Source organism: Streptomyces sp. DH41 (assembly GCF_029813785.1).
GTDB lineage: Bacteria > Actinomycetota > Actinomycetes > Streptomycetales > Streptomycetaceae > Streptomyces.
Genome location: NZ_JARVKY010000001.1, coordinates 228,597 through 243,417 on the forward strand (window position 1 = coordinate 228,597; position 14,821 = coordinate 243,417).

9 protein-coding genes are annotated in these 14,821 nt (G+C 71.6%); 5 read left to right on the top strand and 4 right to left on the bottom strand.

Annotated features, from left to right (window positions below):
- Positions 1-24: 24 nt before the first annotated feature.
- From QC283_RS01010 to proB, 3 genes are all read right to left on the bottom strand, one after another.
- Complete coding sequence (locus QC283_RS01010; RefSeq protein ID WP_279559364.1) at positions 25-1,311, bottom strand: glutamate-5-semialdehyde dehydrogenase; 1,287 nt, start codon at positions 1,309-1,311, stop codon at positions 25-27.
- A gap of 107 nt (positions 1,312-1,418) precedes the next feature.
- Positions 1,419-1,994, bottom strand: a complete 576-nt coding sequence (locus QC283_RS01015; RefSeq protein ID WP_279559365.1) for a hypothetical protein — start codon at positions 1,992-1,994, stop codon at positions 1,419-1,421.
- Positions 1,995-2,109: 115 nt separating this feature from the next.
- The gene (gene proB, locus QC283_RS01020) at positions 2,110-3,234 is read right to left on the bottom strand and encodes a glutamate 5-kinase (RefSeq protein WP_279559366.1); all 1,125 of its coding nucleotides are present in this window, start codon (positions 3,232-3,234) and stop codon (positions 2,110-2,112) included.
- Between the two features lie 422 nt (positions 3,235-3,656).
- Here proB and QC283_RS01025 point away from each other — a divergent pair, with 422 nt between their 5' ends.
- The gene (locus QC283_RS01025; RefSeq protein ID WP_279559367.1) at positions 3,657-5,702 is read left to right on the top strand and encodes a hypothetical protein; all 2,046 of its coding nucleotides are present in this window, start codon (positions 3,657-3,659) and stop codon (positions 5,700-5,702) included.
- A 106-nt stretch (positions 5,703-5,808) separates the two neighbouring features.
- Here the strand turns inward: QC283_RS01025 and galE are convergent, their stop codons facing one another.
- On the bottom strand, positions 5,809-6,780 hold the full coding sequence (gene galE / locus QC283_RS01030) for a UDP-glucose 4-epimerase GalE (protein ID WP_279559368.1): 972 nt from the start codon (positions 6,778-6,780) through the stop codon (positions 5,809-5,811).
- Positions 6,781-7,112: 332 nt separating this feature from the next.
- Here galE and QC283_RS01035 point away from each other — a divergent pair, with 332 nt between their 5' ends.
- From QC283_RS01035 to QC283_RS01050, 4 genes are all read left to right on the top strand, one after another.
- Entirely contained in the window at positions 7,113-9,359 is a 2,247-nt protein-coding gene (locus tag QC283_RS01035; protein WP_279559369.1) for a bifunctional glycosyltransferase/CDP-glycerol:glycerophosphate glycerophosphotransferase, read from the top strand.
- A gap of 19 nt (positions 9,360-9,378) precedes the next feature.
- Positions 9,379-12,255, top strand: coding sequence for a bifunctional glycosyltransferase/CDP-glycerol:glycerophosphate glycerophosphotransferase (locus tag QC283_RS01040; RefSeq protein WP_279559370.1), 2,877 nt, complete (start codon positions 9,379-9,381; stop codon positions 12,253-12,255).
- Complete coding sequence (locus QC283_RS01045; protein WP_279559371.1) at positions 12,252-13,397, top strand: glycosyltransferase family 4 protein; 1,146 nt, start codon at positions 12,252-12,254, stop codon at positions 13,395-13,397. The genes QC283_RS01040 and QC283_RS01045 overlap by 4 nt, the downstream gene beginning before the upstream one ends.
- A gap of 171 nt (positions 13,398-13,568) precedes the next feature.
- Positions 13,569-14,798, top strand: a complete 1,230-nt coding sequence (locus QC283_RS01050; RefSeq protein ID WP_279559372.1) for an acyltransferase family protein — start codon at positions 13,569-13,571, stop codon at positions 14,796-14,798.
- The last annotated feature ends 23 nt before the right edge of the window (positions 14,799-14,821 follow it).

A 14,821-nucleotide genomic window follows, 5' to 3' on the forward strand; every position in this document is an offset into this window, starting at 1 on the left:
CGCTTCGGCGCGGAATCCGCCCCCTCAGCGCCGCACGTGCCCGTCACCAGTGACGATGTACTTGGTGCTGGTCAGCTCCGGCAGCCCCATCGGGCCCCGGGCGTGCAGCTTCTGCGTGGAGATGCCGATCTCGGCGCCGAAGCCGAACTGGCCGCCGTCGGTGAAACGGGTGGAGGTGTTCACCGCGACGGTGGTGGAGTCGACCAGCTGGGTGAAGCGGCGGGCGGCCTGCTGCGAGGTCGTCACGATGGCCTCGGTGTGGCCGGAGGTCCACAGCCGGATGTGCTCCACGGCCTTGTCGAGGGAGTCGACGACCGCCGCGGCGATGTCGTAGGACAGGTACTCGGTCTCCCAGTCCTCCGGGGTGGCCTCGACGGCCGTCACCTTGGAGTCCTCGGCGTACGCCATCACCCGCTCGTCGGCGTGCACGGTGACCCCGGCCTCGGCGAGGGCGTCCAGCGCGCGGGGCAGGAAGTCGGCGGCGATGTCCTGGTGGACCAGGAGGGTCTCGGCGGCGTTGCAGACGCTCACGCGCTGCGCCTTGGAGTTGATCAGGATGTCGACGGCCATGTCGAGGTCGGCCTGCGCGTCGACGTAGACGTGGCAGTTGCCGGTGCCCGTCTCGATGACGGGGACGGTGGACTCCTGGACGACCGTGTTGATCAGCGAGGCGCCGCCGCGCGGGATGAGTACGTCGACCAGGCCGCGGGCGCGCATCAGCTCGCGCACGCTCTCCCTGCTCTCGCCGGGCACCAGCTGCACGGCGTCGGCGGGCAGCCCGGCCCCGCCCACGGCGTCGCGGACGACCCGGACGAGGGCGGTGTTGGACTGGTAGGCCGAGGAGGAGCCGCGCAGCAGCACCGCGTTGCCGGACTTCAGGCACAGGGCGGCGGCGTCGACCGTCACGTTGGGCCGGCCCTCGTAGATGATGCCGACCACGCCGAGCGGCACCCGGACCTGGCGCAGGTCGATGCCGTTGGGGAGGGTGTTGCCGCGCACGACCTCGCCGACGGGGTCGGGCAGGGCGACGACGTCGCGCACGTCGGAGGCGATGGCCCGGACCCGCTCCGGGGTCAGGGTCAGCCGGTCGACGATGGCCTCGCTGGTCCCGGCGGCACGGGCCTTGGCCACGTCCTGGGCGTTGGCCTCGACGATCTCGCTCGTGCGGACCTCCAGCGCGTCCGCCACGGCGAGCAGCGCGTCGTCCTTGGCGGCCCGCGGCAGCGGCGCGAGGTCGGCCGCGGCGGACTTGGCCCGGTAGGCGGCCCGGGTGACCGGGGACATCGAGTCGTACGGCGAGAGCGTGGTCATGGGGGAAGCGTAGTTGGCCGCGCAGCACCCCATACCGGCCGTTCCACACCCCGAGACGTGTGCCGCACGGGCCCGGAGGCCTTCGCAGCCGCCCCGAGGAAGGCGGACTAGAAGGGGTGGACTCCGACCGGTGTCGCCGGTGCCGGTCCGTACCCCGCCGCGATGCGCTGGTGGTAGGTCGCCCGGTCGATGACCTCCAGGCCGACGATCTCCCAGGGCGGCAGTCCCGCGGTCTGCCGGTGCTCGCCCCACAGGCGCAGGGCGACGGCGGCGGCGTCGTGCAGGTCTCGGGCCTCCTCCCAGTACCGGATCTCCGCGTGGTCCTCGGCGTACCGGCTGGTCAGCAGGAAGGGATGGTCGTGCGCGAGCTGCTCCAAGGCGCGCCGGACCTCGGTGAGCGGGGCCCTGGCGCCGGAGACGCTGAGGGTGACGTGCCACAGGCGCGGGGTGTGTTCGGGCTCCTCCCCCCGGAAACGGTCGCCGGCCGCGACGCTGGTCAGGGCGCGCTCCTCGCCGGCCGTGCGGGATCCTCCGGCGCGGGCCGCGCCGCCGGGACGGGCGCCGGTACCGCCACGGGCGCCCGTGCCACCGCGGGTGCCGGTGACACCCCGGGTGCCCGTACCACCGCGGGACGCCGCCGTTCCAGGGCGCACTCCGCTCACGACGGCCTCCTTCACGCACACGGCTCGGCCCGGTGGTCGGCCGGGCTGGTCCCTGAGGAGAGTTGAGCAGGCCATGCAAGATCGCGGGGCGGTTTTTGCGGAACGTCCACCGCCGATTCGGGGACGTTTCGACCCATTACGGGTGCAGGATCACCAGATCGTCCCTGTGTACGACCTCACGTTCGTACGAGGGTCCGAGTTCGCGCGCCAGCTCCCGGGTGGAGCGGCCGAGCAGCCGGGGGATCTCCCTGGCGTCGAAGTTGACGAGCCCCCGGGCGACCGCGCGCCCCGCGCCGTCCCGCAGCTCCACGGGCTCGCCCGCGGCGAACTCGCCCTCGACGCCGGCGATCCCGGCCGGCAGCAGCGACTTGCGGCCCTCGACGACCGCGCGCACCGCCCCGTCGTCGAGGACCAGCGCCCCCTGCGGGGTGGAGGCGTGCTGGAGCCACAGCAGCCGGTCGGCGCTGCGCCTGCCGGTGGCGTGGAAGTAGGTGCCGGTGTCACCGCCGGCCAGGGCGTCGGCCGCGCTGGCCGCGCTGGTCAGCACCACGGGGATACCGGCGGCGGCGGCGATCCGGGCCGCCTCGACCTTGGTGACCATGCCGCCGGTGCCGACGCCCGCCTTGCCCGCGCTGCCGATCTCGATGTCCGCGAGGTCGGCCGCCTCGCGCACCTCGGCGATCCGCGCGGTGTCCGGCCGGCTCGGGTCGCCGTCGTACACGCCGTCCACGTCGGAGAGCAGCACCAGCAGGTCGGCGCGGACCAGGTGGGCGACGAGGGCGGCGAGCCGGTCGTTGTCGCCGAAGCGGATCTCGTCGGTGGCGACGGTGTCGTTCTCGTTGACGATCGGGAAGGCGCCCATCGCCAGCAGCTTGTCGAGGGTGCGCGAGGCGTTGCGGTGGTGGGCGCGGCGGCTCATGTCGTCGCTGGTCAGCAGCACCTGGCCGACCCGGACGCCGTAGCGGGCGAAGGAGGCGGTGTAGCGGGCGACCAGCAGGCCCTGGCCCACGCTGGCGGCGGCCTGCTGACGGGCCAGGTCGCTCGGGCGGCGGCGCAGGCCCAGCGGCGCGAGGCCGGCGGCGATGGCGCCGGAGGAGACGAGGACGATCTCCTTGTCCGTCCCCCGCACCTTGGCCAGCACGTCGACGAGCGCGTCGACCCGGTCGGCGTCCAGGCCGCCCGCCGCGGTGGTCAGCGAGGAGGAACCGACCTTCACGACGATCCTGCGGGCCTCGCCCACGGCCTGCCTCGCCCCTGCCACTGCTGCTGTCCGCCCAGCCACTGCCGCCGTCCGCCCTCTCCCGTCGACACGCGCCGATCCCCGCGCTCGCCAGGCAATCTACGCGAAGGCGGACGCGCCCCGCGCCACGGTCCAGGCTGCGGACAGGGGCCACGGCGCCCCCGCGTCGGGCCGGAGCGGCCCCCGCCTCGGGGCCACCGCCGCCACCGCGTCAAGGCCGCGGTCAACACGGGCGTGTCGTCAGGAGGTCGCCTGGCGTTAACCCGGATGTCCGATGCGCGACGAGCAAGCCTGGAGCGACCGCAGTGCCCCTATCCCTGCCCCGCCGCGGTCCTGCCCGCCGCGGTCCGTCCCGCCGCCGCCTTCCTCGTCCCGGCCTCCCCCGCCGCGGTCCGTCCCGCCGCCGCTTCCTCCGCCTCGGACTCCCCCGACGGCAGACCGCGGTGAAGCTGCTCGTCCTCGGCGTACTGGCGGCCGCCTTCGTCGCGCAGGCCGTGGGCGCGCTGCTGCCGCACGTGCCGCTGCTGCTCGCCGCGACCGCCGGTTCGCTGGCCGCCGAGGGAATGCTGTACCGGTGGCAGCGGGGCATGGTGTCGCTGTTCGCCAAGTCGCACGCCGACGTCACGGTCCGGCACGTGCTGCGCGACCTGCTGCTCGTGGTGGGCCTGCTGCGGCTCGGCGAGCAGCACCGGGAGACGGTGTACGCCCCGCTCGTCGCCGGTCTGCTCGCGTTCTACGGACTGCACTGGGCGATCCAGGCGGTCTCCGTCCTGGTCCGGCGCACCCGGACCCTGCCCGTGGTGACCCGCAACATCGACGCGTCGGCGCTGCGCCTGACCCCGGCGCCCCCGCTCCTGCTGCGCCGCCCGGGCCACCGGCTGGCGGCCTTCGGGCTGCCGGCGACGGCCGGGCTGTTGGCCACGGCGGCCACCGACGCGCCGGTGTACGGCGCGGCGGGCCTCGCGCTGTCCCTGACGGCCGCGCTGGCCGGCCTGGTCGCGCTGCTGCTCCGGTTGCCGCCGGGACGGCGGCCCGCGGGCGAGCGGGAGGTGCTCGACTGGTTCGAGGGGTGGCTGGCGGAGTACCGGCCCACCGTCGGCCTGTACTTCTCGGGCGGGGCGTCCTCGGCGTACCAGGCCAACATGTGGCTGGAGCCCCTCGCCCGGCTGGACGGACGGCCGCTGATCGTGCTGCGGGAGCGCTTCATGGTGCAGCGGATCGGGGCGACCGACATCCCCGTCGTGTGCCTGCCGAAGGTGTCCACGCTGATGTCGCTGGAGCACTCCACGCTCCGCGTCCTGCTCCACCCGTCGAACTCCGGGAAGACCTCGCAGGTCCTGCGCATCCCCACGATCAAGCACGCCTTCGTCAACCACGGGGAGAGCGACAAGCTGTCCTCGTGCAACCCGTACGCGAAGGCGTACGACGAGGTGTGGGTGGCCGGTCCGGCGGCGCGCGAGCGGTACGCGCTGGCGGAGGTCGGCGTCGAGGACAAGGACGTGGTGGAGATCGGCCGCCCGCAGCTGGAGGCCGTACGGCCGTACGCGGGGCCGCCCGCTCCCGGTGCGTTCACGACCGTCCTGTACGCGCCGACCTGGGAGGGCTGGGACGGCAACCCGGGGAACACGTCGGTGGTCGAGGCCGGCGAGAACCTCGTACGGGCGCTGCTCGCGGACCCGGGCGTACGGCTGCTGTACAAGCCGCATCCGCTGACGGGGTCGGTGGATCCGCGGGCCGGGGCCGCCGATCTGCGCATCCGGGAGCTGGTGCGGGCGGCGAACCGGGAGCGGGTCGGGCCCCGGCCGGGGGCGTCGGCGGCCGCCGAGCCGGCCCGGCGGGCGGCGGAGCTGGACCGGCTCACCGCGGCCGGTTTCCGCTCCGCCGCCGACCAGGTGGAGCGGATGCTGCGCGGGTCGGCGCCTCAGCCCGGGCGGGCCGGGGCGGTGGCGCGGGCGACGGCCGCCTGGGAGGAGGCGTACTGGGCCTCGCTGCCCGAGTGGGAGCACCAGGTCGTCACGGACGCCCGGCCGCCCCTCTACGCCTGCTTCAACCGGGCCGACCTGCTGATCAGCGACGTGTCGAGCGTGATCAGCGACTTCCTGGCGAGCGGCAAGCCGTACGCGGTGGCCAACACCAGTGGGCTGGCGGAGGACGGGTTCCGCAAGTCGTTCCCGACGGTGGCGGCGGCGACGGTGCTGACGCCGGACGCGGCCGGGGTGCCCGAACTGCTGGACATGGTCCGGCATCCGGAGCGGGACACACTCGCCGGGGAGCGCGCGGCGCTGGCCCTGCGTCTGCTGGGCCCGGCCGAGCCGCCGTCCCAGGAGCGCTTCGCCGGTGCCGTACGGGCGCTGTGCGCGGCGGCCGGGGAACACCGGGCGCGGATGGAGCGGCGGCTGGCCGCGGAACTCCCCCTGCCCGGACCACGACGGGGACAGACCGCACCCCGGCCGGCCACCTCGACCTCGGAGCGGCCGGGACGGGGCTGACCGCGGGCACGGCGCCACCGGCGGTACCCACGCCGGGTCGGCGTCCCGCGCCGCGTCGGCGTCCCGCGCCGCGTCGTCCCCCGCTGCCCGCGTCCCGCGGGCCGGTTCAGCCGCGTCGGTGGCGCCAGCCCTGCCAGGCGGACTCGATCATGTCGTCCAGGTCGTGGCGGGCGGACCAGCCGAGCTCCTCGTGAGCGCGGCCGGCGGAGGCGACGACGCGGGCCGGGTCGCCGGGGCGCCGTGCGGTCACCCGCGGGGCGAGGTCCTGCCTGCCGGTGACCTCGAGGATCCGGTCCACCGTCTCCCGTACCGAGCTGCCCTCACCCCGTCCGATGTTGAGGGTGAGTGACGTGCCCTCGGGGGCGTCCTTCAGGCGCCGGGCCGCCGCGAGGTGGGCGGAGGCGATGTCCTGGACGTGGACGTAGTCCCGGACACAGGTGCCGTCCGGGGTGGCGTAGTCGTCGCCGAAGACGCGCGGGGCGTCGCCCGCCTCGAGGCGCTCGAAGACCATGGGGATCAGGTTGAAGGCGCCGGAGTCGGACAGCTCGGGGGCGGCCGCGCCCGCGACGTTGAAGTAACGCAGGGCGGCGGCGCGGATGCCGTGGGCCCGGGCGGCGGCGTTGATCAGCCACTCGCCGACCAGCTTGGTCTCGCCGTAGGGGCTCATCGGCAGGCAGGGGGTGTCCTCCGTGACGAGGTCCACGTCGGGCATGCCGTAGACGGCGGCGGAGGAGGAGAAGACGAGGCGGGCCACGCCTGCCGACGTCATGGCCTCCAGGAGGGTCCGCAGACCCGTGACGTTCTCCCGGTAGTAGTGGAGCGGCCGCTCCACCGACTCCCCGACCTGCTTCTTGGCCGCGATGTGCACCACACCTGTCACAGCATGGTCACGAATCGCGCCCTCCAGGAGGGACCCGTCCAGCACGCTGCCGACGACCAGCGGCACCGAGTCGGGCAGGCGGTCGGCGGCGCCGGTGGACAGGTCGTCGTAGACGACCACGCGTTCACCGCCGTCGACCAGGGCACGCACCACATGCGCGCCGATGTACCCGGCTCCACCCGTGACCAGCCAGCTCATCCTCTTGCCTCCCGCATTTCCGTCGCTGGGTGCAGACTCGTCCGTACGCCCCGGAAAATCGAGTCGGGCACACAGGGGCAGAAGTGAGGAATGGGGCACTGCGGCCGAACGCGCGGAAGTCCCTCTTACCGCCTCAACCGAACGATCGGACCCTTACCGCCGCGTATTCCGGTCGATACCCGGCCTCCACCCGCCGGGCCACCTTGGCCACGGAAACTTCGCATGAATCCTTTACGCTGATGCGGCGGCGCGCTCAGGCTCACCGACGCTCCGAGCGCGTTCCGGCCCCAGCCCGGCGCTCCAGTGGTCCAGTCTCGGAACAGGTTGTAAGGATGCCCAAGCTCTCTCTCGTCGTCCCCGTGTACAACGTGCGGGCATACCTGTCCGAGTGTATTGACTCCGTACTCGGACAGGATTACGCGGATTTCGAGCTGATCGCGGTGAACGACTGTTCGCCGGACGGGTCGGGCGCCATTCTCGACGAGTACGCCCGGCACGACCCCCGTATGCGTGTGATTCATCTCACGGAGAACGTCGGGCTGGGGCGCGCGCGAAACGCGGGACTGGAAAAGGCACAGGGTGAGTACGTGCTCTTCCTGGACAGCGACGACACGCTGTCCGACGGAGCGCTGGCGGCGATAGCCGGCCGTCTGGAGGCCACCGGGAACCCGGAGGTACTCGTCTACGACTACGCGCGCACCTACTGGGACGGCCGGGTCAGCCGCAACATGCGGTCCGACCTCCTCAGCGCCGAGGGCCCGGACGTCTTCTCCCTCGCCGAGCGTCCGAAGCTGCTCGACCTGCTCCAGATCGTCTGGAACAAGGCCTACCGGCGCGACTTCGTCCTCGAGAACGGGCTGACCTTCCCGCCCGGGTACTACGAGGACGCCCCCTGGACGTTCTGCTCCATGATCAGCGCCGAGCGGATCACCGTACTGGACCGTGTCTGCGTGCTCTACCGGCAGCGCCGCGAGGGCGGCAACATCCTCAAGACGGTCAGCCGCAAGCACTTCGACGTCTTCGACCAGTACCGCCGTGTCTTCGACTTCCTCGACCAGCACGAGAAGCTCGACCAGTGGCGCGGTCCGCTGTTCCGCAAGATGATCGACCACTACCTGACCATCCTGGAGCGTCCCGGCCGGCTGCCGCGCGACGCCCGTGCGGAGTTCTTCCACCGCGCCGCGGCCGACTACCGCGCGCGCCTGCCCGAGGGCTTCCAGCTGCCGGCCGGCAACCGCCGCCACAAGTACTCGATGCTGCAGCGCGACGCGTACCCGGCCATGATGGGCGCGCTGGCCACGGTGAAGGCCCGTCAGCAGGTCAAGACCCGTACCCGCCGCGTGCTCAACCGGTCCAAGCGCAGCGCGATGGGCGTCTTCTACCGGTCGCAGCTGAAGCTGCCGCTGGACGAGAACCTCGCGGTCTTCTCCGCCTACTGGAGCCGCAGCGTCTCCTGCAACCCCGCGGCCATCGACGCCGAGCTGGGCCGGCTGGCACCGCACATACGCCGGGTGTGGGCGGTCCGGCCGGAAGCGGTGAAGAACGTGCCCGCGGGCGTGGAGTTCGTCCGCGTGGGTTCACGGGAGTACTGGGCGGCCGTGGCGCGCGCCAAGTACCTCGTCAACAACGTGAACTACGGGGACTCCGTGGTGAAGCGGGAGGGGCAGGTCTACCTGCAGACCCACCACGGCACCCCGCTGAAGACGATGGGCCTGGACCAGCAGAAGTACCCGGCGTCCACCAACATGAACTTCCGCAAGCTCCTCGAGCGCTGCGACCGGTGGGACGTCAGCCTCAGCTCCAACCGGTTCTCCACGGGGGTGTGGGAGCGGGTGTACCCCTGCTCGTACACCTCGCTGGAGAGCGGTTACCCGCGCAACGACGTCCTGGTCACCGCGACGGCCGAGGACGTGCGCGCGGCCCGCGAGGACCTGGGGCTGCGCGAGGGCACCACGGCCTTCCTCTACACGCCCACGCACCGCGAGTACCAGAGCGGGTTCGTGCCCCGCCTCGACTTGGAGCGGGTCGCCGAACGGCTGGGTCCCGACGTCACCCTGCTGGTGCGGGGCCACTACTTCTACGGCGGTTCCTCACGCCTCGCCGAGTTCCAGTCCGCCGGGCGCATCGTCGACGTCTCGGCCCACCCGTCGGTGGAGCGGCTGTACCTCGCCGCCGACGGCCTGATCACGGACTACTCGTCGGCCATGTTCGACTACGCCAACCTCGACCGCCCGATCGTGATCTTCGCCGACGACTGGGACACTTACTCCGTCGTCCGAGGAACCTACTTCGACGTGCTGCGGGAGGCACCGGGGGCCGTCGCCACCACACAGGAGGAGCTGATCGACCTGCTCACTTCCGGCCAGTGGCGCGATGACCGGGCAGCCGAGGCCCGGGACCGGTTCCGGCGGCGTTTCTGTGATTTCGACGACGGTCACGCATCCGAACGGGTCGTTCGACACGTCTTCCTGGGTGAGCCGCTCGCGGAGCTGCCGCCGATCGTGCCGTTGGACCAGCGGGTGCCCGCTCCGCCTCCCGGCCCGGGCGTCGCCACGTCCGACCCGATATCCGTCCTTTGAGCCAGAGGTAGCTGCAGCTGTGTCCCAGCACCACGACAGAACGCCCGACATCAGCGTCGTCGTCATCGTCTACAACGACGCCGATCGTCTTCCGACGGCGGTGCGGTCGGTTCTCGACCAGACCCTGCAGAACGTCGAGGTGATCGTCGCCGACGACCACTCCACCGACGGCTCCTTCGAGGTCGCCCAGCAGCTGGCGGCCACCTCCGACCGGGTACGGGCCATCCAGCTGGCCGAGAACAGCGGTGGCTGCGGCGAGCCGCGCAACCAGGGCATAGCCATCGCCCGCGGCCGCTACGTGATGTTCCTCGACAGTGACGACACCCTCGAGGTCAACGCCTGCCGCAACATGCTGGAGGCGGCCGAGCGCACCGGGGCCGACCTCGTGTCCGGCCTCTGCCTGCGCGTCCACACCGACAGCCGGTCGGGCAAGACGGCCAAGTGGTACCAGTGGCTCTACCGGCAGACCCGCACCTTCGACTCGGTCGCCGAGATACCGGACCTCCTGGTCTTCGACACCCTGTCGACGAACAAGTGCTACCGGCGCGAGTTCCTCGTCGACAGCGGTCTGACCTTCCCGCGCGGCATCCACTACGAGGACCTGCTCTTCTCCGCCCAGGCGTACCTGGCCGCGTCCCGGATCACGCTGATCCCGAACACGGTCTACCACTGGAACGTCGTCGAGAAGACCGAAGAGAAGTCGATCAGCAACCGCCGGCACGAGATCAACAACTTCGCCGACCGGCTGGAGATCCACCGCCGGATCGACCGCATCCTCGCCGACGAGGGCCACGACGAGCTGAAGCTGCACAAGGACATCAAGTTCCTCAAGCACGACCTCGTCCTCTACCTCCGGGAGCTGCCCTTCCTGGACGACGAGTACCGGCACCACTTCGCGGAGATGGCCCGCGGCTACATCCAGGACTTCCCCGACGAGGCCTACGCGGAGCTGTCCCCGATCCACCGGCTCTGCGCCTACCTGCTGCTGCGTGAGGACTGGGAACACCTCATGCCGGCCATCGACACGCTCATCAACAAGAAGAAGGTCTCCAGCCCGCTGCTGGAGCGCGACGGCCGGGTCTACTGGTGTGCGGAGCACCTGGACGACCCGATGGGCCGCACCGTGCTCGACGTGACCGACCTGGGCTACCACGCCAGGCCGGTGCAGCGTCTCAACCTGCGCAACGCGGTGACCCGGTACGCGGAGAAGCCCGCGGGGGTGTCCCTCGCCGGCTCCCTGGTCAACCCGCTCGGGGTGATCTCCCCCGACGCCCGGCTGGAGGGCGAACTGGAGTTCCGCGCCCGGCGCAAGAGCCTGCAGTCGTTCCGTTTCCCGGTGTCGGAGCTCCGGCACGAGGGGGAGGCCGTGACCTGGCAGGCCACGGTCCCGCTGGCGAGCAAGCTGCGCCCGGTGGGCCTGGTCGACGACGTGTGGGACGTACGCCTGCACCTCACGGTCGACGGCGAGCGCACCACCAGCCGGCTCACCGTCGGCCGCACCGACCTGGAGGGCGCGGGCGAGGTCCGCGTCCGGCCCCGGCTGGGCCGGATGATGGCCGACCGGATCACGCCGCACGCCTCGGCCAACGGACACCTCGCCTTCCGGCTGACCCAGCACGGCAGGCTGGCGCAGCGCACGTCGACGCTGGTCCAGCGCAACATCCAGAGCCCGCCCGCCCGCATGGCGAAGAAGATGGTCCGCAAGGTCGTCTCGGTGCGCAAGGACCTGCACTCCGGGCCGCGCAAGATCGAGACGTTCGAGCGCATGATCCGGCTGCTGCCCGTGCGCAAGGGCACCGTCGTCTTCGAGAGCCACCTCGGCAAGCAGTACAGCGACAGCCCCCGCGCGATCTACGAGGAGCTGCGCCGGCGCGGTGTGCCGGTCAAGGTCTTCTGGTCGTACGCCGGCAGCCGCCCCACCGGGTTCCCCGAGGGCGTGGAGCTGGTGCGCCGCTGGTCCTGGCCGTACCTCAGGGCGCTGGCACAGGCCGAGTTCTGGATCGACAACCAGGGGTTCCCCCTGAAGCTGCCCAAGCGTCCGGAGACCACCTACATCCAGACCTGGCACGGCTCCGCGCTCAAGCGCATGGGCTTCGACGAGCCGCACTACCGGATCATGCCCGAGCACGAGCAGCAGGCCTACCAGCGCTCCATCGACCGCTTCGACCACTTCGTGGTACGCGGCGAGCACGACGAGAGGACGCTGGCCAGGGCCTACCGGATACCGCCGGAGAAGCTGCTGCGCACCGGCTACCCGCGCAACGACGCCCTGGTGCGGGCCCGCGACTCGGCGGCCACCGACCCGGCGGCGCGGGAGCTGGCCGAGCGGCTGGGCATCCGGCGGGACCTCCCCGTCGTCCTGTACGCCCCGACGTTCCGGGCGCAGGAGAACGGGAAGGTCCGCAAGTTCGAGTTCCCCTTCGACGTCGAGGAGTTCGCGGACCGTTTCGGCGACCGGTTCACGCTGCTGATCCGTACGCACTACCTCAACAACGTCACGCTGCCGCCGTCGGTCGCCGGCCGTGTCGTCAACGTCAGTGAGGAACCCGACATCACGCCGGTCCTCCTGCTCTCCGACGTGCTGGTCACCGACTACTCCTCCGTGATGTTCGACTACTCCCTGCTCCAGCGGCCGATGGTCTTCTTCACCTACGACTGGGACGAGTACGCGCGCAACAGCCGCGGCACCTACTTCGACCTGTCCGAACAGGCCCCCGGGCCGGTGGCCGGGACGGCGGAGGAGCTCTTCGAGGTGCTGTCGGACCTGGACGCCCTCGCGTCCGGCTGCGAGGGACGGATCAAGGAATTCATGACGCAGTACGGCGAGTACGACCGCGGTGACGCGGCCGCCCGGATCGTCGACCGCTTCTTCGGCGCCGAGGGAGAAGCCCGATGACACAGCGCGACATCATCTTCGTGGCGAACGAGGTCAACGAACTCGGCGGCGTCGCCCGCTGGCAGGCGCTGATGGCCCGGCTGTTCGCCGAGCGCGGCCACCGCGTGACCATCGTGGGCATCGCACCGCCCGAAGTACCGATGGACCTCGGCGACGAGCCGCCCTTCACCACCGTGACGCTCTACGATCGGCGTCCCCCCGGCCCCTGGCAGGCCCGCAACCTCCGCGACCGCGCCAACCTCGCGGCCCGGCGGCGCGAAGCCGCCCGGGAGACGGGCATGCGGGAGGCCGCGGAGCGGCTGTCGGGCCTCTTCCGGGCCGCCCGCCCGGGCGCCATGATCGTCGTGACCCAGGTGTGGGCCATGGAGTGGGTGGCCGCCGCCGACACGGCCGGGCACCCGGTCATCGGCATGAGCCACGAGTCCTACGAGTACTCCAAGGGCTCCTCGCGCTTCCATCGCGTCCGGCGGTACTACCAGGACATCGACCGGCTCCTCCTGCTGACCCAGGAGGACGCGGACCTCTGGGTGGGCCGAGGTCTCAACAACGTGGGGTTCATGCCGAACCCGCTGCCGATGATGCCGGAGGTCCCGTCCGCGCGTACCGAGAAGGTCGTCGCGAGCATCGGCCGGCTCGGTCACCAGAAGGGCATCGACATGCTGCTCGACACCTGGGCCGAGACAGCGCCGAAGCACCCCGGATGGCGGCTGCGCGTCTACGGCTCCGGCCCCGACGAGGCCGCGCTCAAGCAGCAGTGCACCCGGCTGGGACTGGACGACTCGGTGGAGTGGGCCGGCCAGACCGACGACGTCGTGGGCGCGCTGCACGGTGCCTCGGTGTTCGTCCAGTCCTCCCGCGGCGAGGGCTTCCCGCTGGCCCTGCTCGAGGCGATGGCCTGTGCCGTGCCCTGCGCGGCCTTCGACTGCGCTCCGGGCGTCCGCCAGATCGTCCAGGACGAGGAGGACGGCCTCCTCGCCCGTCCGGGCAACACCATGGAGCTGGCGCGTCAGCTGGGCCGGCTCATGGCGGACGACGAGCTCCGGGACTCGATGGGTGAGAAGGCACGCGCCAACGTGCAGCGCTACTCCCCGTCGGCCATCACGGACCAGTGGGAAGAGCTGTTCAACTTCCTGGAGCGCTGACGTCCGGGCGCGCTGTGATGGTGTGGGCCGGTCGCCGAGCGGCCGGTCCACGCCTGCCTCACCGGCCACCCCGGTACGGGAGTGCCCTACAACCATTCCCTCTGCTTGTCGGTCATGATCTCGCGGCCCCGAGGGGCCTCATGAGCAGGAATGTCAGTGAAAGGCAGTTGGATGAGCCAGACGGACCACCACGTACCAGCCGGCCGCTCCCTGGGGCAGGTGAGCGAGGGCGCGGCCGCACCGAAGGAGCCGTCACCACACCCCACCACCGGGGCGGCGGTGCCCGGGGCCGCGGTGCCCGGGGCCGGGCCGGTCGTCCGCAAGGACCGCCTCGCCGCGCTGGACGGACTGCGGTTCCTGGCGGCGCTGGCGGTGGTGCTCTTCCACTTCGTCGGCCAGACCCCGGGGGCCATGCAGTTCGTCTGGGGCCGCCCCTACCAGGAGCTGTTCCCCGAGGCGCACGGCTACTTCGCCTTCGGCCGGCTGGGCGTCGACCTGTTCTTCCTGATCAGCGGCTTCGTCATCTGCATGAGCGCGTGGGGACGCTCCCCGCGTGACTTCTTCATCTCGCGGGTCACCCGGCTGTACCCGATGTACTGGGTGGCGATCGTGGTGTCGGCCAGCGTGATCTACCTCGTGAACACCCCGTTCGGGCACCCCAACCCGCGGGTGCTCTTCGCGAACTTCACGATGCTGCAGACCCCGCTCGGCGTCGACAACCTCGACTCGGTCTACTGGACGCTCTGGCCCGAGCTCTGCTTCTACCTCACCTTCGCGGTCGTGGTGTGGAAGGGCCTCACCTACCAGCGGGTGGTCATCTTCTGCGGGCTGTGGACGGTCGCCGCGGTGCTCGCGCCCAGTGCCGACATCCCGCTGCTCACGCTGCTGGTCAACCCGACGTCCGCGCCGTTCTTCATCGCGGGCATGGCCTTCTACCTCATGCACCGCTACCGGCCCACGCCGCTGCTGTGGGGCATCGTCGCCATGTCGTGGCTGCTGGCCATGCACTTCATGCTGGCCCCGCACGGCGGACGGAACAACTGGGACACCTGGGCGCCGTGGCGCGGCTGGCTGGTCCTGTCGACCACGGTGTTCTTCCTGCTGATCGCCGCGATCGCGCTCGGCTGGACCCGCTGGATCCGCGGGCGCTGGCTGACCGTCGCGGGAACGCTGACCTTCCCGCTGTACCTGCTGCACGACATCATCGGCGTGACCGTCCTGCACCACTACGCCGACCGGGTCGACCCCTGGGTCCTGGTCGGGGTCACCACCGGCGGCCTGATCGTCCTGTCGTACTTCGTGCAACGGTTCGTGGAGCGTCCGATCGCTAAGGCCATGGGGCGGCGGCTGCGCAGTGCCGCGTTCGACCTGAAGCCGCCGAAGCCGCGCCGCCGCGGCTGACGGCCGGTAACGCCTCGCGGGCC